This window comes from Nonomuraea sp. NPDC050540 (assembly GCF_044457485.1).
Taxonomy (GTDB): domain Bacteria; phylum Actinomycetota; class Actinomycetes; order Streptosporangiales; family Streptosporangiaceae; genus Nonomuraea.
The window spans coordinates 496756-521634 of record NZ_JBITHA010000001.1; the positions used below are offsets into that span (position 1 = coordinate 496756).

The following is a 24879-nucleotide window of genomic DNA, read 5'->3' on the forward strand; positions in this document are numbered from 1 at the left end:
CGCGACCTGCCCCCATTGATCACCGACGTCTAACAATTGGATCTGATTCTGTCGGACCACTATGAGCGTTGTCACACCCTAAGTGAAGAATTGGTAACCATTACTACCTGCGGTGTTCGACCTCTCACTCGATGTGGACCACCGTCAGTCGCCCCCGGGCGATGGTCCGGTCCGCGATGTTCTTCAGGACCTTGGGGAGAGAGGCGCCCCCCTCGACCGTCACCGGCTCGTCCAGCGCGTAGACGCTGAACCGATAGGTGGCCTTGTCGTCGCAGGGCGGCTCGTAGCCTTCCTTGCCGCTGGTCACCTTGGCCTGGCCGGTGTCGTCGTCCGGCAGTGCCTCGGTGGCGTTGGGGCCGAGCTCGGTCCAGTCTGGCGGAATGTTGTAAACCACCCAGTTGACCGCGGGATTCGTGCCGGTGTGGGTGTCGAGCACGATCGCGATCGACTTGGCCCCAGGCAGCGGCTCACCCGACCAGCGCAGCGGCGGACTGCCCTGGTTGCCCTTGCAGGAATATTCACGGGGCAACGGTTTGCCCTCGCGCAGTTCTGGACTGGTGACGTTGAGCTGGCCGATGTCCTTGGCCATCGACCGGCCCGGAAGGAGCGCGCAGCCCGACGACGCGAGCGCCAGCGCGACCGCCGCCGAGAGGACGACGGCCCGTCGCACGCGTGTCGCCGTGTAACGCAGCCCCATGCCGGATGATGCTACGCGGCTCACGGCGGTGCGCCGACCGTTTCGCGAGGGTCGGTGGCGGGGGAAGGGCCGGAAATCATCCAGAATCATGGGATGGAGAAGGTGAGCTTGAACACAAGCATGACCTTCGCCATTCTCGGCCCGCTCGAGGTTCGCCGGGACGGCGAGGTCGTGGAGATCGCAGGTCAGAGGCTACGCACCCTCCTTGGCCTGCTGGTTGTCGAGGCGGGCAGGACCGTTCCCCTGGCGACGCTGATCGCCGGTGTGTGGGCGGACCGGCCGCCTGACGGGGTCGCCAATGCCCTTCAGGCGCTGGTTTCCCGGCTTCGGGCGGCACTCGGCAAAAACCCGGTGCGCCAGCTCATCGTCGCGGAACCGGCCGGGTACCGGCTGGTCGCCGGTCCTGACCAGGTGGACGCGCACCGCTTCGCCGTACTGGCTCGGGAAGGGCAGGCGCGGCTGGCCGAGGGGGACGCCGCGACGGCGGCAGGGGTGCTGCGGGAGGCGCTGGCGCTGTGGCGCGGGCCCGCGCTCGCCGACCTCGCCGACCTGGAGGTGGTCGCCGCCTACGTCGCCCGTCTCGACCATCTCCGGCTCGCCGCGGCGGAGGACCGCATCGAGGCCGACCTGCGGCTCGGGCGGCCCGCCGACGCGCTCGACGGGCTGGCCGGGCTGCTGGCCGCCCATCCGCTGCGTGAGCGGCTGCACGGCCTGCGCATGCGCGCACTCCATGGGGCGGGCCGCCGCGTGGAGGCGCTGGCCGCCTACGAGAGCGCCCGCCGTGCCTTCCGCGACACCCTGGGCGCCGATCCCTCTCCCGAACTGGCCCGGATCCACCTGAACCTGCTCCGCGACGAGCCCGCGGCCCGCACGGAAGAGCCCCGTGAGCGGCGGACGGGCAATCTGCGGGCCAGGCTGACGAGCTTCGTCGGCCGTGATCGTGATGTTGCTCACATCGGTGATCTTCTGGGCCGTCACCGCCTCGTCACCGTGCTCGGACCCGGCGGCGCCGGCAAGACCCGGCTCGCCGTCGAGGCCGCCGCCGCGCTCGCGCCGCCCGGCGGGGCCTGGCTGGTGGACCTGGCCGGAGCCGCGGATGTCGCACAGGCGGTGTCCGCCGCCCTCGACCTGCGTGACGGCACCCGCTTCCCGGGTCCCGAACTCCCGATCGAGCGGCTCGTGCGGCTCATCGGCGACCACGAGCCGCTGATCGTCCTGGACAACTGCGAGCACGTGATCGCCGCCGCCGCCGAGGTGGCCGAGCGCGTGCTCGCCGACTGCCCCGGGGTACGCGTCCTGGCCACCAGCCGCGAACCGCTCGCGGTCACCGGGGAGACGAGCTGGGCGGTGCCGCCGCTGGAACTGCCCCCGCCCGGCGCCGAGGACCCGGGCGCGTACGCGGCCGTGCGGCTGTTCGCCGACCGGGCGGCCGCGGTCCGCCCCGGCTACGCGCCGGACGCCGCCGAGGCCGCCGCGGTCGTCCGGATCTGCCGGGCGCTGGACGGGCTGCCGCTGGCCATCGAGCTGGCCGCCGCGCGGATGCGCTCGCTCGGCGCGGGCGAGGTGGCCGCGCGCCTGGGCGACCGGTTCTCGTTGCTGACGAGCGGCAGTCGTACGGCCCAGCCGCGCCACCAGACGCTCCGGGCGGTCGTGTCGTGGAGCTGGGACCTGATGCCGGAACCCGAGCGCGAGCTGGCCGCCCGGATGTCCGTCTTCGCGGGCGGGGCCACGCTGGAGGCCGTGGAGCGGGTGTGCGCCGCCGACCTGGAGCCCCTGACCCGCCTGGTGGACAAATCCCTCGTCGTCTTCGAGTCCGGGCGCTACCGCATGCTGGAGACCATCCGCGCCTTCGCCGCCGAACACCTTCCCGAGGCGGACAGGATCCGGCGAGCGCACGCCGCGTACTATCTCCGCTTCGCCGAGGACGCCGAGCCCGGCCTGCGCGCGGCCGGTCAGCTTCGGCACCTCGCCGCGCTCACCGCCGAGCATGACAACCTCGACGCCGCGCTCCGCTGGTGCGTGGCGGCCGCGGCGGCCGATCCCGAGGCGGGGGAGACGGCGTTGCGGCTGGTGGGGGCGCTCGGGTGGTACTGGTGGCTGCGGGGCAGCAGACTCGAAGGCGCTCAGCGCTCGGCCGAGGCGCTGGCCGCGGCGTCGCGGGCTCCGGCGCGGCTGCGTGCTGTGGGGCTGGCCGTACACGGGATCAACGCCGTCGGCGCGGCGCTGCCGTGGGAGGAGACACGCGCCGCGCTCGTGCGGGCCCGCCGTCTCGGCGGGCCCGGCCACCCGCTGGTCGCGCTGGCCATGCCCATGTTCATCCTGTACGGCGGCGCCCAGCAGGCCTCCCAGGAAACCGGCGACCTGCTGAACCACGCCGACCCGTGGGTCGTCGCCTCCGGCCACCTCATGGCCGGCCTGCTCAGCTACTACAGCGGCCACATCGGCAGCTGTGAGGCCGATCTCCGGGCGGCGCTCACCGGCTACCGCGCCGTGGGCGACAGGTGGGGCATCAGCTCCGCCCTCGCCGCCGTGGGCGACCTCCACGTGCTGCGCGGCGAGGTCCACCAGGGCATCGAGGTCATGGGCGAGGCCCTGGAGGTCATGCGGACGCTCGGCTCCGTCGAGGACACCCCCTACCTGCGCGCCCGCCTCGCGATCGCACTCGACCTGGCCGGCGACCGCACACGGGCGGAGCGCCACCTGGCCGAGGTCGCCGATCTGGTCGTCCGCTTCGGCGACCGGGTGGGCGAGGCCGGGGTCACCGCCGCCCAGGGCGACCTGGCCCGCCGCGACGGCGACCTGGCCACGGCGCTGGCCTGTTACGGGCGGGCGATGGCCATCATGGAGTCCTCCGACGGAGTGCCCAAGCCGATGATCGCCGCGGTCAACACGGCGCTGGCCCTGGTCGCCCTGGACAAGGGCCGGCCGCCGGATGCCCGCCGCCATCTCACGCTGGCCCTGGAGCAGGCCGCGGCCTCGGGCGACGCGCAGCTGACCGGCCTGGCCGTGGTGGGCTGCGCCGCGCACGCGCTGGCCGCCGGCGATCCCGCCCGCGCGGCCGTCCTGCTCGGCGCGGCCGCCGCGGTCAAGGGCCTCACCACGGTCGTCGACCCCGACCACGTCCGGATCACCCACGACACCCGCTCCGCTCTGCCACCCGGCTCCTTCGACATCCACTTCGCGCAGGGTCACGCCCTCGACCGGCCCGCCACCCTGGCCCTGGCGGGCGCACTCACGCGCGGGTTCTGAAGACCCTGATGGCCGGCGGCGCGAACACCGCGACGAACCCCGCCGCCCACAGCAGCGAGACCAGCGCCGGAGTCGCCACCTCGCCCCCGATGAGCAGCCCCCGGATCGCGTCGGCCAGGTAGGAGACCGGGTTGACCTCCGACCAGGCCCGCAACCAGGCCGGGAACGTCGCCGGATCGACCAGCGCGCTGCTCGTGAAGGTCAGCGGCATCATGGCGGAGAACGCGATCATCTGCACCTTCTCCGGACTCGACGCCCTGAGCCCGATCAGCACCGACATCCACGACATGGCCAGCGCGACCACCACCAGCAACGCCAGCGCCCCGGCCACCCCGGCCGCGCTCGTCTGGACCCGGAACCCCAGCACCATCCCGAGCCCCATCAGCAGCGCGAACGCCCACACCTGCTTGAACGTGTCCGCGACGATCCTCCCCGCCAGCGGCGCGGTGCGCGCGATGGGCAGGCTCCGCAGCCGGTCGAACACCCCCTTGCTGATGTCGGTGTTGAGCCCGATCGCCGTGGACAGCGTGTAGAACAGCGTGTTCTGCACCACCAGGCCGGGCAGCGCGAACTGCAGGTAGTCCCCGGTGGAGCCGGAGATCGCGCCGCCGAACACATACGTGAACAGCAGCAGGAACATGATCGGCTGGATGCTGAGGTCGAGCAGGTCCCAGGGGTTGTGCTTGACCTGCACCAGACTCCGCCAGGCCAGCGTGGCCGTCTGCCGGACGGTCGCCCGCACCCCGGCCCGCCGCTCCTCACGCACGGCCATCGCGGCCTCCACCTAGACCACCGCCTTTTCATCGGCACGGTGGCCGGTCAGCGCGAGGAACACCTCGTCCAGGCTGGACTTGCGCAGGGCGAGCTCGGCGGCCACCACCCCCAGCTCGTCCAGCCGCCGCACCACCGCGGGCACCACCTGCGGATCGTGCACCGCCGCCGTCACCTTCCCGTTGGCGACCTCGGGCGGCGTCTCCACCACGGACCCCACCACCTCGGCCACCAGGTCGAGCTGGCCGGACCGCAGCGGGCTCACCTCCAGCACCTGCGCGCCCGTCATCGACTTGAGCTGGTCGGACGTCCCTGAGGCGATCACCCTGCCGTGGTCGAACACCACGATGTCGTCGGCCAGTTGGTCGGCCTCCTCCAGATACTGGGTGGTCAGCAGCACGGTCACGCCGTCGGCCATCAACCCCCGCACCACACCCCACAGGTCGGTACGGCTGCGCGGATCCAGCCCCGTCGTCGGCTCGTCGAGGAACAGCACCTGAGGCCGCCCCACCAGACTCGCCGCCAGGTCGAGGCGCCTGCGCATGCCGCCGGAGAAGGTCTTGGCGGCCCGGCCGCCGGCGTCGGCCAGGTCGAAGCGATCGAGCAGTTCCCCCGCCCGCGCCCGCGACTCCGGCCTGGACAGGCCGAGCAGGCGGCCGATCATGAGCAGGTTCTCGACTCCGGTCAGCATCTCGTCGACCGCCGCGTACTGCCCGGTCAGGCCGATCAGCGAGCGCACCTGATGGGACTGGCGCACCACGTCGAAACCGCCCACCGAGGCCCGGCCCGCGTCGGGGGCGAGCAGGGTGGCGAGGATCCTGACAGCGGTCGTCTTGCCCGCCCCGTTGGGGCCGAGCACGCCGAGCAGCCTTCCCGGCGGCACCACCAGGTCGACACCGGCCAGTGCGGTGGTCTCGCCGTAGCGCTTGGCGAGGCCCTCGGCCTCGATCGCGTATCGCATGGACCCCACTGTGGTCCACGTCACTGACAGTTCCCTGACCCCGGGTGAGGGCCGCTGAGATAACGCTGACGCGAGCCGCGCCTAAGCTGGGAGGTGTGAGTGAATCCGAGCCCCGAGCGGGGACGCTGCGTGACCCGGCGCACCGCGTCTCGCCCAAGGCCAGGCAGCTGTGGATGCTGGAGTCGTTGATCGGCTTCGTCCTCCTGGTGGGCGGGGCGGTCGTGGTGGCGCGCGTGGTGGGCGGCAGCGGGTGGGGCTGGGTGCCCGGGTGGCTGTCGGCCGACTCGTGGCTGCTGCCGGTGGGGGTGGGCGTGGTGGCCACGCCGTTCCTGGTGGCCGAGCCGTTCGTGCGTTTCGCCGTCCATCGGTGGGAGCTGTCGGGAGACGTCGTGTACGCCCGCTCCGGCTTCCTCACCCGGGAATGGGTGTTCGTGCCGGTGAGCCGGATCCAGACGGTGGACAAGGCGCAGGGATGGCTGGAGCGGCTGTTCGGGCTGGCCACGCTGGAGATCCGCACCGCGTCGCACGCCGGTTCCTCCACGATCAAGGGTCTGGAGTACGGCGTGGCCGCCGGGCTGGCCGACCAGCTCGCCCATCGGGCCGAGCACCTCAGGGACGACGCCACATGACCTTCGACCCCCACCACCTCGACCAGCAACCCGGTACAGAAGGCCCACCCGCGGCGGGAAACGCCCACCCCGGAGCCGGGGAGCCCGCGCCGCCGGTCGCGCAGCCTGATTCTCCCGGGGAACCGGGTGGCCAGGGGCCGCCGGAGGGATGGGCGGTGCCGGTGCGGCTCAGCCCCAAGGTGTTGCTCATCGACCCCGTCCGCATGCTGCCCTCACTGCTGCTGCCGCTGGTCGGTGTGCTGTTCGTGGGCGGGTTCTCGCCGCGCTCGTTCCTGTGGGCGGCGCTGGGCGTCGCCGGGACGGTGGTGTTCGCGGTGGTGCGCTGGGCGACGTTCAGCTATCAGATCGCGGGCGACCGGCTGGAGATCAAGCGGTCGCTGATCAGCCGTTCCGTCCGGACCATCCCGCTTGAGCGCATCCGCGGGGTGGACGTCTCCATGCCGCCCATGCACCGGTTGCTCGGCCTCGCCGTACTCAAACTCGACACCGGAGCCAGCGGCGGCAGCGAGCAGGAGGGTGAGCTCGACGGCGTCACCCTCGCCGAGGCGGAACGCCTCAAGGCGGTGCTCCTGCACGCCCGCGCCCAGGAGCGGCGGCAACCGGCTCCCGACGCCCCTCCGCGGCCGCGGGAGAACGAGCGGATCATCATGCGCGTGCCCCGCGCCTGGCTGCTCTACGGGCCGTTGTCGGGGGCGTACCTGCTCACGCCGTTCGCGCTGGCCGGTGGCGCCATCGGCCTCGCCTTCCAATGGGGCGACCAGCTCGGCTTCGGCCGCGACGCCGCCTGGGACGCCGGTCAGTGGCTCTGGGACCGTCCCTACCTGCTGCTGGTCGCCGTCGTCCTGCTGGTGGTCGCCATGCCGGTGGTGGGCGGGGTCATGTACGCGGTGTTCAACTGGAACTTCACGCTCAAGGAGCGCGACGGCTACCTCGTCGCCGAACGCGGGCTGATCAACCGCAGGAGCGTGTCCCTGGAATCCCGGCGCGTACGCGGCTACGAGATCGCCGACGCCCTCGCCGAACGCTGGGCCGGAGTCGTACGCGTCTGGGCCATCGTCACCGGCCTCGGCGACTCCCAGGCCCGCGGACAGCTCCTGCCCGACGTGCCCCGCGCCGTCGCGCATCAGGTCACCGGCTCCGCGATCGGCCCCTTCACCGCCGAACTGCGCCCGCACCCGCCGGTGGCGCGCAACCGCCGCCTGTTCCGCGCGATCGCCCCCTGGGCCGCGCTGGCCGCCCTCGCGCTGGCCGCCGCCCTCCTGACCGCCGCCATGGCCTGGTGGGTACTCGCCGTAGCCGCTCTCGTCCTGGCCGGGGCCGGCGTCCCGCTGGGCCTCGACCGCTACAGGTCGCTGGGCCACGGGTACGACGGGATCCGGCTGTCGGTGCGTTCGGGGTCGCTGCGCCGTTCGCAGGCGGTGTTCGAACGCCGGGCGGTGGTGGGGTGGCGGATCCGCCAGACGTGGTTCCAGCGCCGCGCGGGCGTCATGACGCTGGTGGCGGGGGTGGGCGCGGGCGAGGGCGGCTACTCGGCCGTCGACGTCTCGGAAACCCAGGCGGTCGCCTTCCCGGCCGAGGTCACCCCCGACTGGCTGGCGCCCTTCATCAGGTCCTGACCGCGCTCTCGGGCTGAGGTCTGTTCATGCCCTTTCTCTTACGGCAAGCCAAGCAGGCCGCCCCCCGCCGCCGTACGCCGGGCCCGGTCGTCAGGCGCCCGGCAGCCGCACGAACGACCCGCCGTAACGACGCACGGCCGGCCACTTACCGCGGCCGGCCGTACCCGGAGCCTCAGTCCTGCTTGCGGGCGCCGAACATGATCTCGTCCCAGGTCGGGACGGAGGCGCGCCGGCCCTTGGACCCCTTGCGCGGCTGCCGGGCCGCAGGGGCGGGCGGCGGCGAAGGAACGGGCACCGTCGACGGGTCCTTCGGCTTGGGCTTCGGCTTGGCGATCGGCTCGTCCTTGCCGTCCCTGGCCGCCGGCACAGCCGCCTCCTCGCCCTTGCCCGCCTCGTCCTCCTGAACCGTCGCGGCCTTGACCTCCTCGACCGGAGGCTTCTCGGCAACCGCCTCTTCCGCCTTGGCAGGTTCTGCCTCGGCCACCTCAACCGACGCCGCCACCACAGGCTTGGGTGCCTCGGGCTTGGGTGCCTCGGGCTTCGGTGCTTCAGGCTTCGGTGCTTCAGGCTTGGGCGCTTCGGCCTTGGGTGCCTCGGGCTTGGGCTCTTCGGGCTTGGGCTCTTCGGGCTTGGGCTCTTCGGGCTTGGGAGTCTCGGCCTTCGGCGTTTCGGCCTCGGGCGTTTCGATCGGCTGGGCGTCGGCCTCCGGCTCGGGGGCGGGCTCAGGCGCAGGAGGCTGTACCACGACAGCCTCAACCGGAGCGGCCTCCACGACAGCCTGGGGGGCCACGACCTCCACAGGCGCCACCTCGACCGGCTCGGCCACCGGCTCCTCGACAACCGGCTCGGCCGTAACCTCCTCCACAGCGGCGGGCTCCACGGCGGCGGCAGGTTCTGCGACCGGCTCCACGACCGCGGCCTCCTGCACGACAGGGGCCTCCTGCACGACAGGGGGCGCTTCCTGCACAACCGGGGCGGAAACGACCTCGTCGACGACCGGCTCAGCGGTCACGGGCTCCTCGACGGCTGGCTCAGGGGCCGCGGGCTCCTGCCCGACAGGGGCCGAGGGCACCTCAACGACAGGGGCCACCGGCACCTCGACGACAGGGGCCGAGGGCACCTGGACGACGGGGGCCACGGGCTCCGGGATGGCGGGGGCCGCGGGCTCCTGGGTGGTCGGCTCCGGGGCTGTGGGCTCCTGGAGGCGGGGCGCGGGGGTCGGGTCGGTGCGGGGGGCCGGGGCGTAGATGGGGTCGGTGTCGCGGGACTGGGGGCGTTCCGGGCGGTTGGTGGCGAAGTCCGGGTGCCAGGCCGCCGGTGCCCGGCGCACACCCTCTCCACCCTGCCCGTCGAAGTCGGACGTCTCGTCCTCGAACGGGTATCCGCGCTCGGCCTCCCTGGAGGGGGTCTCGGGCGGGCGGGCGTAGGCGCCTTCGCTCCGGGCCGGCGGGTACGCGTCCCGGTTCGGCGGGAACCCGTCGCGGCCGGTGCCCTCCTTGCCCTGCGCGTACCCCTCACGTCCAGGCGCGAAGCCTTCCCGGGCGGGCGGGAAGGACTCGCGTCCGGGCGGGAAGGACTCGCGTCCGGGCGGGAAGGACTCGCGTCCGGGCGGGTAAGCGTCACGGCCCGGCGGGTAGGCGTCACGGCCGGGCGGGTAGGCGACGGCCGGGCCGTCGCCGGGTCTGACCACGGCGGGCGGCTCGTGCCGGATCACCGACGGCAGCGGCGGCACCGGCTGCAGCTTGGCGGCGCGCGGCGCGAACGGCGTGACGGTGGTGTCCTCGGCGGGCGGGTTCGGGTCGAAGTCGGCCGCCGACAGTCGCATGGACTCGTCGTCATGCGGCGTGACGTGCCGCTTGCGCGGGTCGAACAGCCACTCCGCGTGCCGGGTGTGACCGTTCCAGACGTAGCCGAGCTTGACCCGCCACAGGCCGTCGTCGCGTTTGGCGGAGTCCCAGTCGATCTCGTCGGTGGGCACGCCGCGGCGGGTGAGGCGCTCGGCGACGAGTTCGCCGAGCGTGGGTCCCGGCGCGGACTCTCCAGGCATGCGAACGGCGACGCGCTGCGCCTGCTGGGCGACGTACTCCCGCTCTTGGAGCACGGGACCCTCGAACCAGCGGACACGCTCGACCGGGATACCCGCGGTCGCGGCGATCTCTTCCGCGGTCTCTCCAGCGCGAATGCGTGCCTGGATCTCCTTGGGGCGCAACGGACTCTCCACTTCGATCTCGTACTGGCCGAGACGGGAGAAGTTTCCGCGGACGGCAGCGCGGAGCCGGTCGTCCACGGGGAGCGTGAACCGCGTACCCCGCCCGGCTGTCGCCAGGACGAGATACGTGCCGTCCTCACTCACCGCGACGAGTCGGAGCTCCTGCATGCGAGTCCCTTCGTCAGCGCGCTCATTCTTCCCCCGGACCCTTGAGTCTCTCGCGTGTGCCGGTTGCCTGCCAGCACCGTACCCGGCATGTCCGAACATCGCCTGCCTGGGATACTCCCCAAGCGTTGTGACGCCGGTCACATTTGTCGATTCCATCCTTTATAGCCCGCCGGAGTGCAGCAGGAGGTTAGGGGTCCTCGACGGATTCTGACGAATCACGCCACGGGTCGCCGTGGACTTGAGCCAAGACGCGAGAGTTGACGGGCTGGAGCCGCGATGGGACTCCAGGTAGAGGGCGGCGACTCCGGACACGTGCGGGGCGGCCATCGACGTGCCGCTCTCCTCGCGCGTGGTCCCCTCCAGCCAGGCGGAACGCACGTCGACGCCCGGCGCGTAAAGATCGACACAAGGGCCGTGGCCCGAGAACGGCGCCCGCCGGTCCGCGGAGTCGCTGGCCGCCACCGCGAACGCCCGGCGGGCCGGCGACACCGAGCAGGCGCTCTCGCCGGAGTTGCCCGCGGCGGCCACGACCAGGACGCCGGCCCGGGTGAGGTTGCGCACGGCGGCGTCCAGCGCGGGGGAGGGCTCGGCGCCGATCGACATGTTGGCCACGGCGGGGCCGCGCGCGTGCCCGCGCACCCAGTCGGCTCCGGCCAGCACGTCCGACATCGAACCGAAGCCGCAGCCCAGCACCTTCACCGAGGCGATCCTGGCCTGCGGGGCCACGCCGTACGTGCGGCCGGCGGCGACGCCCGCCACCTGCGTGCCGTGACCGCTGCAGTCGGCGCCGCGCCCGCCGGTGGCGTCGAAGGCGTGCCAGGCGCGGTCGCCGAACTCGCGGTGGCCGACGTCCACGCCGCTGTCGAGCACGTAGACGGTGACGCCCCGGCCGGTCGCCGTGGGGCGGTGGCGGCCGTCGAGGGGCAGTTCGCGCTCGTCGAGCCGGTCCAGTGCCCAGCCGCCCATAGGGTGAACCTGCCGGTCGGGTTCGAGCGAGCGTACCCGCGCGTCCGCCCGCAGTTCGGCCACCTCCCTGTCGCTCAGCCACGTCGCGAATCCGGGCAGGACGGCCGTGTAGTAGCGGCGTACCCGCCAGCGCGCCTCGCTGACGAGGTCCCGCGCGTCGCCGCGCGTGTGCGCGGTCACGATGTACGGCCGGGTGGGCTCCGTCACCACCGGCCGCGCGGACAGTCCTGAGGCGGGCTCGGTCACGGCGAGCGGGGCGACGGTCGTGACGGCCGTGGCCACGGCCGCGGCGGCATAGACGGAGGGCAGTCCGAATCGGCGGGGCACGGCCCTTGAGCCTTCCTGTCACGCAGGTCACAGGAACAACAGGACACGCACTCGCGTCTATTCACGAGGAAGCTCTTTACCTGTCGAATGACAAGAGGGGACTGATCTGGAGGATGAGCGGCGAGCAGCGGAGGTTCGAGCTGAGCGTGCCGCAGGTCCTCGGTGGAGCCCTGGCCGCGGTGACCGCCGCGGTGGCGGCGTCGTATCTCGGCGTGGCGGGGACGGTGATCGGCGCGGCCGTGGCCAGTGTGGCCAGCACGGTCGGCAGCGCGATCTACACGCACTACCTGAAGCGGACCGGCGAGAAGGTCAAGGAACACACGGTGCTCGCGTGGCGCGAGCACGAGGACGGCGAGGAGGTGCCGCCGCACCGCGACGGCGAGGGGGAACTGGCCACCGCGGCACAGGCGACCCTCCGCGACGAGCCGCCGCCGGAGCCGGGCGAGGCGGAGGCGACCCTGGTCATGGCGGCGGTGGAGAAGCCGGAACGGCGCCGCCCGCTGCCGTGGCTCAAGCTGGGGTTCGCCGCCGCGCTGGTCTTCGCGATCAGCATGGGCGCGATCCTCATCTACCAGGCGGCCAGCGGCTCGGCGATCCCCGACCAGCTGCCCGGCAAGCGCCCGGCCTCGGTCAGGGAGGAGCCCAAGGGGCCGGTCAAGGAGGACGAGCACACCACGCCGCCCACCGAGACCCCGGCCACCCAGGAGGAACCGGAGTCCACGCCGACCCCGACACCCACCCCGACACCCAAGCCGAGCAAGACGCCGACGCCGACGCCCACGCCGACGCCGACCAGGACCGGCGAGGTGGAGCCGTCGGGCGAGCCGACCACGGACCCGCCCGAGGAGACCGGCCGGCCCGAGGACGAGGCCACCCCACCCCCGGACGACGCACCCGCCGACCAGGAGCGCGCCACCCTCCCCTGACCTGACAACCCCTCCGGGCCGCACGCCCCCACACGACCGGCAGCCGGTACGGCCACGCCCGCGCAAGGTCTTCACCCGGTGGTGCCGCCCCCCGAGAAGGTCTGCACCCGATGGGGCGGTCGCCTCACAACACCGGCAGCCGGTCCGGCCGACGTCTCAGGAGGCCGGGGGGAGGACGACCTCCAGCCTGGTGGGGCCGCCCTCCGGGCTGGACAGGGTGAGGACGCCGTCGTGCGACTCCACGCGCCGCCTGATCCCGGCCAGCCCCGACCCCCCGCCGGTGTCCTCGCCGGCGCCGCCCCTGCCGTCGTCCTCCACGGTGATCCGCAGCGCCTCGCCGTACAGGATGACCTCGACGTCGACCCGGGTGGCGCCGCTGTGACGGGCGACGTTGGTGAGGGCCTCGGCGACGGTGAAGTACGCGGTGGCCTCGACCGACAGCGGGAGCGGCCCGAGTTCGCCCACGCTCAGCCCGCACGGGACGGCCGACCCGGCGGCCAGCGCCGACAGCGCGCCGGACAGGCCCTTGTCCTCCAGCACGGGCGGCAGGATGCCGCGCACGACGCCGCGAAGTTCGGCGAGGGCCTGCTCGGCGGCGGTCTGGGCGCGTTCGAGCGCGGGGTCGGCGGCCTCGGGGTCGCGGGAGAGCGCGCGTCTGGCGGCGGCGACGGTGACGACGACGGCGACCAGCCTGTTCTGGGCGCCGTCGTGCAGGGAGCGCTCGATCCTGCGCAGTTCTGCGGCGTGAGCGCGCAGGGCGGCGGCCCGGGTGGCGGTCAGCCGCGCGACCCGCGCGGACAGGTCCACCGAGGAGTGCGGCGACAGCAGCCTGCGGCCGGGCAGGTTCTGCAGAACGGCCAGCCGCGGCCCCAGCACGAGGGCCAGCCCCAGCCAGAGCAGCCCCGACAGGCCCACGGCCAGGACCGCGGGCCACGTCTCCGCGCGTACGCCGAGCGAGGAGCCCACCTCGCCCGCGGGCAGGAGCCGCCACCACAGCGGGAACGTCACGTCGCGCAGCCCCATGATCGGCAGCGCGAGCCCGGCCATACCGAGGACCAGCCCCATCGTGGCGTGGATGGCCACCCACGCCAGGTCGCGCCGGACGGAGGGATCGTGCCAGGCCGCCTTCATCTGCTCGGCCCAGTTGCCCTCAGCCGGTTCGCCGTAGGGGGAGATGACCGGCTCGCCGCGGCGGCCCAGGCGGGCGCGTTCCCGCTCGGCCACGGACCTGGTCAGCCCGATCATGCCGGGCAGCGCCAGCAGGCCGACGCCGGTGAGGCAGCTCACCAGCGTCACCGACCACGCCATCGCGAGGAACAGGGCGAGTACGGCGGTGCCGAGGCCGCCCGCGAGGCGGTCCAGAGCCTCGAGGGCGTCACGCGTCATGCGTCAAGGGTATGGACGCCCGGGACCCCTGGCACTCCAGCCAGCTGTACGACTCAGCCGAGGACGGTGTCCAGGTAGGGGTTGGTGAAGAGGCGACCGGGGTCGAGGCGGTCGCGCAGGGCCACGAAGTCGGGCAGGCGCGGGTAGACGGTCGCGAGGTAGGCGGCGTCGCGGGTGTGCATCTTGCCCCAGTGGGGGCGTCCCCGGAGCCTGGTCATGATCTCCTCGACGCCTTCGAAGTAGGCGGGGTTGGGGGTGGGGCGGTAGATGTGGCAGGCGATGTAGGCGGAGTGCCGGCCGTACGCGGTGGACAGCCAGGCGTCGCTCGGCGGCGTCACCCGGACCTCGATCGGGAAGGTGATCTTCCAGTCCATGCGCTCGACCAGGTCGCGGGTCTCGCGCAGCGCCTGGCCCAGGTGTTCGCGCGGCACGGCGTACTCCATCTCCAGGAAGCGCACGTCGCGCCGCGCGGTGAAGATCTTGTAGGAGGTGTCCACGGACTCGGAGTCGCCGAGCGCGGCGGCGCTGACGCCGTTGATGCGAGGGATCAGCCCGGGGAAGCGGGCGCCGAGCGCGCAGGCCGCGCCGAAGAGCGTGTTCTCCAGGAAGACCGCGTCCAGCCAGTGCTTGAACGCGCTCGGCGGCCGGGCCGGCCCCGGGTTCCTGTTGTTGGTCTTGACCAGGCAGGCGTCGGTGTGCGGCACCCAGAAGAAGTCGAGGTGCTCGTTGGCCGTGGTCATGGTGTCGAGCGAGGACAGGATCTCGGTGAGGGGGAGACGGCGGCGCCGGTTGTGCAGCAGGAACGCGGGCTCGACTTTGAAGGTCACCGCGGTCAGGACGCCGAGCGCGCCGAGCCCGACCCGGGCGGCGTCGAAGAGGTCCTCGCCCGGCTTGACCGTGGCCACGGAGCCGTCGGCGAGCACGAGCTCCAGCTCGACGACCTGGTCGGCCAGGCCGCCCGTGTCGCGGCCGGTGCCGTGGGTGCCGGTCTGGATGGCGCCGGAGACGGTCTGCTCGGTGATGTCGCCCATGTTGGCGAGCGCGAGGCCGCGCCGGTCGAGCAGTTCGTTGAGGTGGCTGAGCGGGGTGCCGGCGAGGACGGTCACCCGGTCCTCCGCCCACGTCCTGACGCCGGTGAGGCCGGTGGGGCGGAGCATGATGCCGTCGGTGAGGGCCACTCCGGTGAAGGAGTGGCCCGTGCCGACCATGCGCAGGCGCCGTCCGGTGCGCGCGGCGTCCCGCACGGCGCCCGCCACGTCTTCGACCGAGGTGGGCGTACGCACCTCGGCGGGGGTGCCCGACTGGTTGCCGGCCCAGTTGGTGAAGACCATGACGCGCCCCCTGGAAAAGGATCGTTCCGTTAAATGTGAACGATACTCATCTCTCCCAGCCTTCGGGAACGGGGTAGATGTCGCCGGGCTGAAGGTTCTGGCTCTTGAGCAGTGTGGAAACGGTCACCAGCGTGTAGCCGCGGCTTTGGAGCAGCTTGACCAGGCTCGGCATCACGTCGACCGTCTGCTTGACCCAGTCGTGCATCAGGATGATGCCGTCGCGCTGGGCGACCGCCAAGGTCTGCTTCTTGATCTCGTCGGCGTTCTTGGTGGCCCAGTCACGCGAGCCCGCCGTCCACAACACGATCGGCATGTCGAACTCCGCCGCCACGTCCGACACCTGGATGTCGGCCATGCCGTACGGCGGGCGCAGCAGCTTGGGCGTGACCCCGGTCGTCTTGTAGATGATGTCCTGGGTCTTCTTGACCTCGTTCCGGATGGCCCCCGGCTCGAGATCGGTGAAGTTGGGGTGTTTGTAGCTGTGGTTGCCGAGCTCGTGGCCCTCCTTGGCCATGCGCTTGGCGAAGGCGGGCCGCGTCTTGACGTACTGGCCTTCGAGGAAGAACGTCGCCTTCGCGTTGGCCTTCTTCAGCGTGTCGAGGAGCTTGTCAGCGTACTTGCCCGGCCCGTCGTCGAAGGTCAGCGCGAGGCATTTGACCTGCGTGCAGTCGATTTCGGGCGCGGCCGACGCGGGCGCTGGGGCCAGAGTGACGGTGACAGCGGCGATGGCTAGAAGTGAAGCAATTTGTCGGGACATTACGGAGCTTTCGTGAGTTGAGGGTGTTGCTTGAGGGATCTCCCGACCGTAGCGGATCAGCTCTTCGCCGGTGAAGGCGCTTCCGGAATCCTCAGCAAACCCGAACCTGACACCCCGACGATGGCCGCGAACAGCGCGCACGCCAGCGAGAAGGCGTAGGCGTTGGAGGCGCCGAACGCCTCGGTGAGCCGCCCGCCCGCCCACGCGCCGAGCGCGACGCCGAACCCGATCGAGGTCGAGATCCAGGCCATGCCCTCGGTCAGCAGCGAGGGCGGCACCAGGCGCTCGGTCAGCGAGAACCCCGTAATGAGCGTCGGCGAGATGGCCAGGCCCGCGACGAACAGCGCGAGCGCCATGAGCCGCGCGTCATCCACGAACATGATCGGCAGCAGCCCGACGACGAACACCCCGAGCGCCCGCACGAAGCGCCCGCGCATCGGGATCCGCCAGTGCCGCGAGCCGAACCACAGGCCCGAGACCATCGAGCCGCCGGCGAAGCTGGCCAGCAGGAACCCCGCGGCTCCCTTGGCTCCGTGCTCCTCGGCGAAGGCCACGGTGATCAGGTCGACCGAGCCGAACACCGCGCCCAGCCCCACGTACACGCCCGACAGCAGGGCGACGCCCGGGATCAGGATCGGCGTGCCGCCGGCGGAGCGCACCGCCACGATCGGCGGCTGCGTACGCCGCTGCGCCGCCAGCGCCAGCGACCCGCCCAGCATCGCCACCACGGCGACCACCAGCCCCGCGTACGGGTTGACATAGGTGGCCAGCAGCGTCACCGCCGCCGGCCCGGTCACGAAGATGACCTCGTCGGCCACCGACTCGAACGCGAAGGCGGTGTGCAGCTTCCCCGAGCCGCCGTGCAGCGTCGACCACCGCGCGCGCACCATCGAGCCCAGCGAGAGCGAGGTCGCGCCGACGAGCAGGCCGGAGGCGTAGAGCGTCCATTCGGGCAGCCGGAACCCGGCGCTCAGGATGAGTGAGACCAGGGCCACCGCGTTGATGACGGAGAAGGGGACGATCACCCGGTTCTGGCCGAAACGGTCGGCCAGCCGTCCCGAGAGCGGCGCCGCGAGCGCATAGGAGACGTTGACCACGGCCGCGACGGCTCCAGCGGTGGCGTAGGACTCGGTCAGCGCGGAGATCAGAAGGACGATCCCGATCCCCAGCATCGACATGGGGAAGCGCCCCACGAATCCGGCCAGCACGAAACCCTTGACCCCGGGCGCGTTGAACAGTCCCCGATACGGCCCGACCACAAAATCCCCCTATCGCCGCGTGACACCCTTCTGTAGAGCTTCGCGGAAGCGCAACTGATTTTGGGTAACGTGTCCCGCGTGTCCGCTCTTCCCTCGATCCGTTCCGCGGTGCTGCTCGTGGCCGCGGTCGCCGTGGTCACCGTGACGAGCGGCGGCGTGGTCTTCCTCGTCCGCGACGACCTGTTCACCGGTACGGCCCAGCCCCAGCAGGCCCGGCGCGCCCCCGGCCCGCAGGCCAGGCCGGAACCCCTGGAGCGCATGGTCCCCGAACAGGTCAAGGACTTCGGAAGAGGCGGCCCCGGCATCACCCCCACCCCGCCCAGGGTGCTGGCGATCGCCCGCGCCACTGTGCCCAGGCAGGCCCGCTACGCGCTCGGCCGGCTCAAGCACGTGCAGAAGGTCGCGGTCGTGGACGCGGGCGCCATCAAGATCGCCGGTACCGGCCTGAACGTGCTGGCCGTCACCCCGGCCGACTTCCGCGCCTGGACCCCGAAACCGGTCGCCGACGAGCCGGCCGTCTGGAGCGCGCTGAGCCGCGGCGAACTGGTCGCCGACACCGCCGCCACGCGCCGGCTCGGCATGGTGCTGGGCGCGGACTACCAGGTGGACGGCGGCCCCAGGCTCCGGCTGGCCGCCTCGGCCGGGCTCGGGCTCAAGGGCATCGACGGCATCGTCAGCGCCGAGACCGGCAAGGCGCTCGGCGTCGCCCCCGGCGTGGCCGTGCTGCTGCACGGCAAGGAGGGCAAGGTGGGCACCGCCGGGGTCGCCAAGCTCCTCGGCAAGGGGGCCCAGGTGATCGGGCTGGGCGGCAGCCGTACCCCGGAGCCGCGGGAACAGCGGGTGGCGTCGGTGGGACGGCCGGGCAGCTACCTCGACCTCTACAAGCAGGCGGCCACCCGCTGCCCCGGGCTGTCATGGACGGTGCTGGCCGCCATCGGGCAGGTCGAGAGCGGGCACGGGCGCAACAACGGGCCGTCGAGCGCGGGCGCGCTGGGGCCGATGCAGTTCATGCCCGCCACGTGGCGGGCCTACGGCGTGGACGGCGACGCCGACGGCAAGAAGGACATCTGGAGCCCGTACGACGCGGTGCCGGGCGCCGCCAACTACCTGTGCGCCAACGGCGCCGGCAAGGGCGGCGAGAAGCTGCGCAAGGCGATCTGGTTCTACAACCACTCGTGGGACTACGTGAACAAGGTCATGGGCTACGCCGAGGCCTACGCCCGCGCCTATACCTGAGGACACGTCTCCGTCGAGCACGGCACCGGCTCAGGCCCGGCCATCAGCTCGCCCACCACGCGCACGAACGCCGGGTGGGTGCCGACCGTGGCCGCCCGCGCCATCGGCAGCCCCAGTTCCCCGGCCACCTCCACGGCCTCGGTGTCGAGGTCGTAGACGACCTCCATGTGGTCGGAGACGAACCCGATCGGCGCCAGCACCACCGGGCCGTCCAGCGTGCGCAGGTGGTCGCAGACGTCCGGCTCCAGCCACGGCACCTGCGGCGGGCCGCTGCGCGACTGCCACACGAGATCCCAGTCTTGGGTACGGCCCAGCGCCTCGCCGACCAGCTCGGCGCTGCGCCGCAGCTCGCTCTCGTAGGCGCTCTTCGCGTGGGCCAGCGGGATGCTGTGGGCGGTGAAGACGAGCCTGGCGTCGGGCCGGCCGAGCTCGGCCAGCGCGTCGCGGACCCGGTCGGCCATGGCCGTCACGAACCCCGGGTGGTCGCCGTAGTGGGGCAGCTTGACCAGCTCGGGCCCGTCGGGCAGCGAGATGCGCGCGATGTCCTCGTAGTACTGGCGGCAGGAGGAGTAGCCGGCGAAGGCCGAGGTGGCGAAGACCGCCGCCCTGCGCACGCCGTCGGCGCGCATCTGGCGCACGGTGTCCTCGCCGTAGGGCGCCCAGTTGCGGTTGCCCCAGTAGACGGGCACGTCGAGCGTGGGCCGCACGGCCTCGATCAGCTCGCGGTTCTGCTGGTTGATCGGGCTGATCCCGCCGAAGTGGTAGTAGTGCTCGGCGACCTCCTTGAGCCGCTCGCGCGGCACGTCGCGGCCGCGCACGACGTTCTCCAGGAAGGGCATGACGTCGCCGGGACCTTCAGGTCCGCCGAAGGACAGGATCAGCAGTGCGTCGTAGTTTCCCACGTAGGCAAGCCTAGGGGGCGCTGAGGTAGGTTCGATCGGGTGAGCGCATTCAACGACATTCGCGACTATGTGGCTATCCCTCGGGTTCTCTCGCTCAAGCTGTCCCCGGACGGCTCGCGGCTGGTGTCGGTGGTCCAGTCGCTCAATCCGGACGGCAAATCCTTCGGCACCGCGCTCTGGGCGATCCCCGTCGACGGCGCCCCCTACCGGCTGACCCGCTCGGCCAAGGGAGAGAGCTCCGCCGACTCCACCGCCGCCGGCGACGTGCTGTTCACCTCCGCCCGCCCCGACCCGACGGTCAAGGACGGCGAGGAGGAGGTCCCGGCGCTGTGGCTGCTGCCGCGCGAGGGCGGCGAGGCCCGCCAGATCGCCGCCAGGCCCGGCGGCGTCGGCGCCTTCAAGACCGCGGGCGACGTGGTCGTCTTCTCCGCCGACGTGCTCACCGGCGAGGAGTCCACCGAGGAGGAGCGGCGCAAGGCCCGCAAGGACGCCGGCATCAGCGCGATCCTGCACGAGGGCTACCCGGTCCGCTACTGGGACCACGACCTCGGCCCCGGCGGCCCCCGGCTGTTCGCCGGCCGGCTGAGCGGCGACCGCCTGGCGGAGGTGCGCGACCTGACGCCGGACGCCGGACGCGCGCTGGTCAACGCCTCCTTCGACCTCACCCCCGACGGCGCCGCCGTGGTCAGCACCTGGACCACGTACCTGCCCGGCGGACAGCAGCGCACCGACCTGGTCGCCATCGACGTGGCCACGGGGGAGCGGCGCACCGTCGTGACCGAGGAGGGCCAGGACTTCACCGGCCCGCTGGCCGTCTCGCCCGACGGCGGCAAGATCGCCGCCGCCCGCGACCGGCACACCGCGCTCGACGTGTCGGCCCGCACCGAGCTGTGGATCGGCGACCTGGCCACCGGCGAGGGCCAGACCCACGCCCCCGACCTGTTCCCGATGGACGTGGCCTGGGCGCCCGACTCCGCGTCCGTGTACATCGTGGCCGACCACCAGGGCCGCCGCCCGGCGTTCCTGGTGCCGATCGGCGGCGCGGCCTCCCGGCTCACCCGCGACGACGACGCCTACCTCGCGCTCAACCCCGCCGCCGACGGCCGCTCCGTCTACGCGCTGCGCAGCTCCGTGTCCTTCCCCGCCGGGCCCGCCCGCATCGACCTGCCCGGCGGCCAGGTCACCGACCTGCCCTCGCCGGCCGAGCGGCCCGAGGTCAAGGGCACGCTCACCGAGATCTCCGCCACCGCCGACGACGGCGCGACCATCCGCGGCTGGCTGGTGCTGCCCGAGGGCGCCTCGGCCGACGACCCCGCGCCGTTCATGCTCTGGATCCACGGCGGCCCGGTCGCCTCCTGGAACGACTGGCAGTGGCGCTGGAACCCGTGGATCATGGCCGAGCACGGTTACGCCGTACTGCTGCCCGATCCGTGCCTTTCCACCGGCTACGGCCAGCGGATGATCGACCGCGGCTGGGGCGACTGGGGCCCGCGCACGCTCGCCGACCTCGACGCCATCGTGGACGTCGCCCTAGCCCGCCCCGACGTCGACGGCGAGCGCGCCGGCGCGATGGGCGGCTCCTACGGCGGCTACATGGCCAACTGGGTCGCCGGTCACAGCGACCGCTACAAGGCCGTCGTCACCCACGCCTCGCTGTGGAACCTCGACCAGTTCGCCGGCACCACCGACGCCGCCATGTACTGGCAGCGCGAGTTCGGCGAGCCCGGCTCCGAGCGCTACGCCAAGCTCTCCCCGCACCACGGGCTCAAGGACATCCGCACCCCGATGCTCGTCATCCACGGCGACAAGGACTACCGGGTGCCGATCGGCGAGGCCCTGCGCCTGTGGTGGGACCTGCAGCGCAGCGACGTCGAGTCGAAGTTCCTGTACTTCCCCGACGAGAACCACTGGATCCTCAAGCCCGGCAACGCCGTCGCCTGGTACGAGACCGTCCTGGCCTTCCTCGCCCAGCACGTCCTCGGCCAGGAGTGGAAGCGCCCGGACTCGCTCGCATGACGGTGACATCCAGCCCGCGCCCGGACTCGCTCTCATGACCGATTTCCTGAAGCTGGCCGAGGACATCGCCAGGGAGGCGGGCGCCATGCTGCTCGCCGAGCGGCCCACGATGTCCGCGACGGTCGAGACCAAGTCCAGCCCCACCGACGTCGTCACGGCGCTGGACAAGGCCTCGGAGGAGCTCATCAGGGCCCGCATCCTGGCCGCCCGCCCCGACGACATGATCCTCGGCGAGGAGGGCGGCGCCACCCCCGGCTCCAGCGGCGTCCGCTGGGTCGTCGACCCCGTCGACGGCACCGTGAACTTCCTGTACGGCCTGGCCGACTGGGCCGTGTCCATCGCGGTCGAGGTGGACGGCGAGATCGTCGCCGGGGTCGTCAACGTGGTGCCGAGGGGCGAGGTGTTCACCGCCGCGCTGGGCGAGGGCGCCTGGCTGGGCGGCTCGCGGCTCGCCTGCAACCGGGACGTGCCGCTGTCCAGGGCGCTGGTCGCCACCGGGTTCGGATACTCGCCCGAGCGGCGGGCCGTCCAGGGGGAGGTGCTCGCGGCGGTGCTGCCCAGGGTGCGCGACATCCGGCGGGGCGGCTCCTGCGCCACGGACCTGTGCTCGGTGGCCGCCGGCCGCGTGGACGCCTACTACGAGCGCGGCGTCAACTACTGGGACTGGGCGGCGGCCGGGCTCGTCGCCGCCGAGTCCGGCGCCAGGATCGGCGGCCTGCGCGGCAAGGCCCCGAACACCGAGCTGACACTGTGCGCGGGCCCCGGCCTGTTCGAGGACCTGCACGGCCTGCTCGCGCCCCTTGACCCGGAGCGCGACGCCTGACGCGCACGTGAAACGGCCGGAGCCCCGCTGATGGGCTCCGGCCGTTTCGTGCTTTCGGTGGTCAGCGAGGCAACGGCACCCCGTGGTCGTCCGCCAGGCGGCGCAGGTCCTCGATCTCGGCGTTGAGGGTGTCGGCGAGGTAGTCGTCGCCGGAGCACTTGGCCTCCTTCAGGCCACGGTATGCCTGGTCGAGGCGGCGTTCGATCGTAGTGGTGAACTCGCCCATCTCACCTTCTCTCTCAGGGGGGTCGCAAAGAGCGCGCGAAAACCCGCGAGCACACGTCAGCGGGTGGTCCCGACGGCATACCCCGGACCCTCCGTTCCCGAAACATGGATTTGGCCGCGGCTTGCGGCTCGCGTGCTCACACATGCCTTACCGTGCGCTTATCGTCGTGTGCGGAGAATGTGAGCCGGGACCGGAGAGAGGTGTGCACACCGTGCGAGTGCTGGTGGTCGAAGATGAGCGGGTGCTCGCCGACGCGATCGCGACCGGGCTGCGCCGCGAGGCCATGGCCGTGGACGTGGCCTACGACGGGGGCGGAGCGCTGGAGCGTACCTCCTACATCGACTATGACGTGATCGTGCTCGACCGTGACCTTCCGGTCGTCCACGGGGACGAGGTGTGCCGCCGTCTGGTGGCGCAGCGCACCGCGTCGCGCATCCTGATGCTGACCGCCTCGGGCGACGTGGACGACAAGGTCGAAGGGCTCGGGCTGGGCGCCGACGACTATCTCGCCAAGCCGTTCGTGTTCGTGGAGCTCGTGGCGAGGGTACGGGCCCTGGGCCGGCGCTCCGCGCCGGCGCTGCCGCCGGTCCTTGAGCGGGGCGGCATCCGGCTGGACCCGGGCAAGCGGCTGGTGGAGCGCGACGGCAAGGAGGTCGTGCTCACCAAGAAGGAGTTCGCGGTGCTCGAAGAGCTGATGCGGGCCGAGGGCGCCGTCGTCTCGCAGGAAGACCTACTGGACAAGGCATGGGACGAGAACATCGACCCGTTCACCAACGTCGTGCGGGTCACCATGATGACGTTGCGCAAGAAGCTGGGAGAGCCGCAGGTGATCGAGACCGTACCCGGGGTGGGATACAAGCTGTGAGCGAACCGGCGCCGACCCACCCGATGATCAGCCCGCACTCGGAGCGGGCCGAGGGCAGGCAGATGTCCCCTCCCGGCGGGGCACCCTCGTGGGACGGTCCGCCTCCTCCCGAGTACCTCGGTTCGGCACCGCAGGGGTCCGTCTGGGACCTGCCCGGCAAGGTCAGCGTCCGCTGGCGCCTCACGATCGCCTACAGCGCGATGTTCTTCGTGGCCGCCGCCGTCGTGGTGATGTCGCTGTACACGATCGCCGGCTCCACGGTCGACACGGAGTGGCCCAACCTGAACCTGCGGAACGTGGCGCCCATCGAGGCGACCATCGCCGAGGCGCAGTGGCGGGCGGTGCAGGCCCAGACCAGGCAGAACATCCAGGAGGCGATGCTGCGCAGCAGCATCATGGCCCTGGTCGGCGTCGGCATCTTCGCCGTGATCATCGGCTACTTCGTGGCCGACCGGGCGCTGCGGCCGGTCAGCAAGATGACCGCCACCGCCCGCAAGCTCTCCGACGGCAACCTCAGCCACCAGCGCATCGCCCTGCAGGGCCCCGACGACGAGCTGAAGGAGATGGCCGACACCTTCGACGACATGCTCACCCGCCTCAACATCGCCTTCGACACCCAGCGGCGCTTCGTGGCCAACGCCTCCCACGAGCTGCGCACGCCGCTCACCATCAACAGGACGGTCCTGGAGATCGCCCTGGGCGACCCGGGGGCCTCGGAGGATCTGAAGGCGCTGGGCCGTACCCTCCTGGAGGTCAACGCGCGCAACGAGAAGCTCATCGAGGGGCTGCTGCTGCTCGCCAGGAGCGAACGCGAGCTGGCGGTGCGCAAGCCCCTCGACATCAAGGACGTGGCGCGGACCGCGGTGGAGCAGGTGACGCCCTTCGCCGAGGAGCACGGTGTGACAGTCACCACAGAACTGAGCCCGGCGGGCACCGTGGGGGATCCGGTGTTGCTGGAGCGGTGCGTGAGCAATCTGCTCGAGAACGCGGTCAAGTACAACCTTCCCGATAACGGAAAAGTCTGGATCCGAACGGGAATGGCGGACGGGGCCTTGGTTGTTCAGGTGGCCAACACCGGGCAGCACGTCCCGGCGTACGAGGTGAACAGCCTGTTCGAGCCGTTCAGGAGGCTCCATGCGGACCGTGTGGATTCGGCGAAGGGATCGGGACTCGGGCTTTCGATCGTCCGTGCTGTGGTGCAGGCGCACGGCGGAAACGTCGCCGCTGTTCCACGTGATGGTGGGGGACTTGTCGTGACCATTCGGCTTCCTGGTCGTTGATCCCGGCGTGTTGATCCACCGCGGGCGTCTCGTTCGCGCCGTACATGTGGTTGGATGTGCCGTCGAACACGGTGGCGCAAGACGCCAAGGCTGTGGGTTTAGCCATATTTGGCTAACCATTGCCTTCGGCGGCGCGTCATGACGTGTTGGGAGGTTCGTCGACCTCTTCTCGCGGGTATCCGATGCAAAATCTCCCGCGAGGAACGGGCACAAGACGAACGTCCCGGACGTTAGACCACGCGCGACGAGCGCGAAGACATATAGATGAGGGGGATGGAG

Annotated in this window: 20 protein-coding genes; 9 read left to right on the forward strand and 11 right to left on the reverse strand. The window is 72.0% G+C overall.

The window, feature by feature from the left end:
- Positions 1-124: 124 nt before the first annotated feature.
- Entirely contained in the window at positions 125-697 is a 573-nt protein-coding gene (locus ACIBI5_RS02270) for a YbhB/YbcL family Raf kinase inhibitor-like protein (protein WP_397242309.1), read from the reverse strand.
- 108 nt (positions 698-805) lie between these two features.
- Between ACIBI5_RS02270 and ACIBI5_RS02275 the strand changes: the two genes are divergently transcribed.
- Positions 806-3946 carry a BTAD domain-containing putative transcriptional regulator gene (locus ACIBI5_RS02275; protein WP_397242311.1) on the forward strand — a complete coding sequence of 1047 codons (3141 nt, stop codon included), beginning with the start codon at positions 806-808 and terminating at the stop codon, positions 3944-3946.
- Here the strand turns inward: ACIBI5_RS02275 and ACIBI5_RS02280 are convergent.
- Both ACIBI5_RS02280 and ACIBI5_RS02285 read right to left on the reverse strand, forming a co-directional pair.
- Entirely contained in the window at positions 3930-4718 is a 789-nt protein-coding gene (locus ACIBI5_RS02280) for an ABC transporter permease (protein ID WP_397242313.1), read from the reverse strand. The two genes, ACIBI5_RS02275 and ACIBI5_RS02280, sit on opposite strands and share 17 nt — an antisense overlap.
- A 12-nt stretch (positions 4719-4730) precedes the next feature.
- Positions 4731-5678, reverse strand: a complete 948-nt coding sequence (locus ACIBI5_RS02285; protein ID WP_397242315.1) for an ATP-binding cassette domain-containing protein — start codon at positions 5676-5678, stop codon at positions 4731-4733.
- Between the two features lie 95 nt (positions 5679-5773).
- Here ACIBI5_RS02285 and ACIBI5_RS02290 point away from each other — a divergent pair, with 95 nt between their 5' ends.
- Together ACIBI5_RS02290 and ACIBI5_RS02295 are read left to right on the forward strand one after the other, a co-directional pair.
- Positions 5774-6307, forward strand: a complete 534-nt coding sequence (locus tag ACIBI5_RS02290) for a PH domain-containing protein (RefSeq protein WP_397242317.1) — start codon at positions 5774-5776, stop codon at positions 6305-6307.
- The gene (locus ACIBI5_RS02295; protein ID WP_397242319.1) at positions 6304-7923 is read left to right on the forward strand and encodes a PH domain-containing protein; all 1620 of its coding nucleotides are present in this window, start codon (positions 6304-6306) and stop codon (positions 7921-7923) included. The genes ACIBI5_RS02290 and ACIBI5_RS02295 overlap by 4 nt, the downstream gene beginning before the upstream one ends.
- A gap of 172 nt (positions 7924-8095) precedes the next feature.
- On the opposite strand, the gene sepH is transcribed toward ACIBI5_RS02295, so the two are convergent.
- Both sepH and ACIBI5_RS02305 read right to left on the reverse strand, forming a co-directional pair.
- Positions 8096-10300 (reverse strand): septation protein SepH, encoded by a 2205-nt coding sequence (gene sepH, locus ACIBI5_RS02300; protein WP_397242321.1) that lies wholly within the window; start codon positions 10298-10300, stop codon positions 8096-8098.
- A 159-nt stretch (positions 10301-10459) separates the two neighbouring features.
- A complete protein-coding gene (locus tag ACIBI5_RS02305) occupies positions 10460-11593 on the reverse strand; it encodes a S8 family serine peptidase (RefSeq protein ID WP_397242323.1) in 1134 nt (377 codons plus the stop codon).
- A gap of 113 nt (positions 11594-11706) precedes the next feature.
- Here ACIBI5_RS02305 and ACIBI5_RS02310 point away from each other — a divergent pair, with 113 nt between their 5' ends.
- Positions 11707-12519 carry a hypothetical protein gene (locus ACIBI5_RS02310; RefSeq protein ID WP_397242325.1) on the forward strand — a complete coding sequence of 271 codons (813 nt, stop codon included), beginning with the start codon at positions 11707-11709 and terminating at the stop codon, positions 12517-12519.
- 156 nt (positions 12520-12675) lie between these two features.
- Here the strand turns inward: ACIBI5_RS02310 and ACIBI5_RS02315 are convergent, their stop codons facing one another.
- The 4 genes from ACIBI5_RS02315 to ACIBI5_RS02330 are packed head-to-tail and all read right to left on the reverse strand — an operon-like array spanning position 12676 to position 17252.
- Positions 12676-13905, reverse strand: a complete 1230-nt coding sequence (locus ACIBI5_RS02315; RefSeq protein WP_397242327.1) for a sensor histidine kinase — start codon at positions 13903-13905, stop codon at positions 12676-12678.
- 53 nt (positions 13906-13958) lie between these two features.
- Positions 13959-15236, reverse strand: coding sequence for a D-arabinono-1,4-lactone oxidase (locus tag ACIBI5_RS02320; RefSeq protein ID WP_397242329.1), 1278 nt, complete (start codon positions 15234-15236; stop codon positions 13959-13961).
- A gap of 46 nt (positions 15237-15282) precedes the next feature.
- Complete coding sequence (locus ACIBI5_RS02325; RefSeq protein WP_397242331.1) at positions 15283-15993, reverse strand: polysaccharide deacetylase family protein; 711 nt, start codon at positions 15991-15993, stop codon at positions 15283-15285.
- 56 nt (positions 15994-16049) lie between these two features.
- On the reverse strand, positions 16050-17252 hold the full coding sequence (locus ACIBI5_RS02330; protein ID WP_397242333.1) for an MFS transporter: 1203 nt from the start codon (positions 17250-17252) through the stop codon (positions 16050-16052).
- A 78-nt stretch (positions 17253-17330) separates the two neighbouring features.
- On the opposite strand from ACIBI5_RS02330, the gene ACIBI5_RS02335 reads away from it, so the two are divergent.
- On the forward strand, positions 17331-18488 hold the full coding sequence (locus ACIBI5_RS02335) for a lytic transglycosylase domain-containing protein (RefSeq protein WP_397242335.1): 1158 nt from the start codon (positions 17331-17333) through the stop codon (positions 18486-18488).
- On the opposite strand, the gene ACIBI5_RS02340 is transcribed toward ACIBI5_RS02335, so the two are convergent.
- Complete coding sequence (locus ACIBI5_RS02340; RefSeq protein ID WP_397242337.1) at positions 18479-19390, reverse strand: ferrochelatase; 912 nt, start codon at positions 19388-19390, stop codon at positions 18479-18481. The two genes, ACIBI5_RS02335 and ACIBI5_RS02340, sit on opposite strands and share 10 nt — an antisense overlap.
- A 39-nt stretch (positions 19391-19429) precedes the next feature.
- Here ACIBI5_RS02340 and ACIBI5_RS02345 point away from each other — a divergent pair, with 39 nt between their 5' ends.
- A complete protein-coding gene (locus ACIBI5_RS02345; protein WP_397242339.1) occupies positions 19430-21406 on the forward strand; it encodes a prolyl oligopeptidase family serine peptidase in 1977 nt (658 codons plus the stop codon).
- A 34-nt stretch (positions 21407-21440) separates the two neighbouring features.
- Positions 21441-22229, forward strand: a complete 789-nt coding sequence (locus ACIBI5_RS02350) for an inositol monophosphatase family protein (protein WP_397242341.1) — start codon at positions 21441-21443, stop codon at positions 22227-22229.
- A 61-nt stretch (positions 22230-22290) separates the two neighbouring features.
- On the opposite strand, the gene ACIBI5_RS02355 is transcribed toward ACIBI5_RS02350, so the two are convergent.
- A complete protein-coding gene (locus ACIBI5_RS02355) occupies positions 22291-22455 on the reverse strand; it encodes a hypothetical protein (protein ID WP_184971869.1) in 165 nt (54 codons plus the stop codon).
- Between the two features lie 211 nt (positions 22456-22666).
- Between ACIBI5_RS02355 and ACIBI5_RS02360 the strand changes: the two genes are divergently transcribed.
- Together ACIBI5_RS02360 and ACIBI5_RS02365 are read left to right on the forward strand one after the other, a co-directional pair.
- A complete protein-coding gene (locus tag ACIBI5_RS02360) occupies positions 22667-23320 on the forward strand; it encodes a response regulator transcription factor (RefSeq protein WP_184971867.1) in 654 nt (217 codons plus the stop codon).
- The gene (locus ACIBI5_RS02365; protein WP_397242343.1) at positions 23317-24600 is read left to right on the forward strand and encodes a sensor histidine kinase; all 1284 of its coding nucleotides are present in this window, start codon (positions 23317-23319) and stop codon (positions 24598-24600) included. Before ACIBI5_RS02360 ends, ACIBI5_RS02365 begins: the two co-directional genes overlap by 4 nt.
- The last annotated feature ends 279 nt before the right edge of the window (positions 24601-24879 follow it).

What these genes read in the sequence shown, in the direction of transcription:
- ACIBI5_RS02270 (WP_397242309.1), bottom strand. Translation starts at nt 697, where the DNA reads ATGGGGCTGCGTTACACGGCGACACGCGTGCGACGGGCCGTCGTCCTC.
- ACIBI5_RS02280 (WP_397242313.1), bottom strand. Translation starts at nt 4,718, where the DNA reads ATGGCCGTGCGTGAGGAGCGGCGGGCCGGGGTGCGGGCGACCGTCCGG.
- ACIBI5_RS02285 (WP_397242315.1), bottom strand. Translation starts at nt 5,678, where the DNA reads ATGCGATACGCGATCGAGGCCGAGGGCCTCGCCAAGCGCTACGGCGAG.
- ACIBI5_RS02295 (WP_397242319.1), top strand. Translation starts at nt 6,304, where the DNA reads ATGACCTTCGACCCCCACCACCTCGACCAGCAACCCGGTACAGAAGGC.
- sepH (WP_397242321.1), bottom strand. Translation starts at nt 10,300, where the DNA reads ATGCAGGAGCTCCGACTCGTCGCGGTGAGTGAGGACGGCACGTATCTC.
- ACIBI5_RS02310 (WP_397242325.1), top strand. Translation starts at nt 11,707, where the DNA reads ATGAGCGGCGAGCAGCGGAGGTTCGAGCTGAGCGTGCCGCAGGTCCTC.
- ACIBI5_RS02315 (WP_397242327.1), bottom strand. Translation starts at nt 13,905, where the DNA reads ATGACGCGTGACGCCCTCGAGGCTCTGGACCGCCTCGCGGGCGGCCTC.
- ACIBI5_RS02320 (WP_397242329.1), bottom strand. Translation starts at nt 15,236, where the DNA reads ATGGTCTTCACCAACTGGGCCGGCAACCAGTCGGGCACCCCCGCCGAG.
- ACIBI5_RS02325 (WP_397242331.1), bottom strand. Translation starts at nt 15,993, where the DNA reads ATGTCCCGACAAATTGCTTCACTTCTAGCCATCGCCGCTGTCACCGTC.
- ACIBI5_RS02350 (WP_397242341.1), top strand. Translation starts at nt 21,441, where the DNA reads ATGACCGATTTCCTGAAGCTGGCCGAGGACATCGCCAGGGAGGCGGGC.
- ACIBI5_RS02355 (WP_184971869.1), bottom strand. Translation starts at nt 22,455, where the DNA reads ATGGGCGAGTTCACCACTACGATCGAACGCCGCCTCGACCAGGCATAC.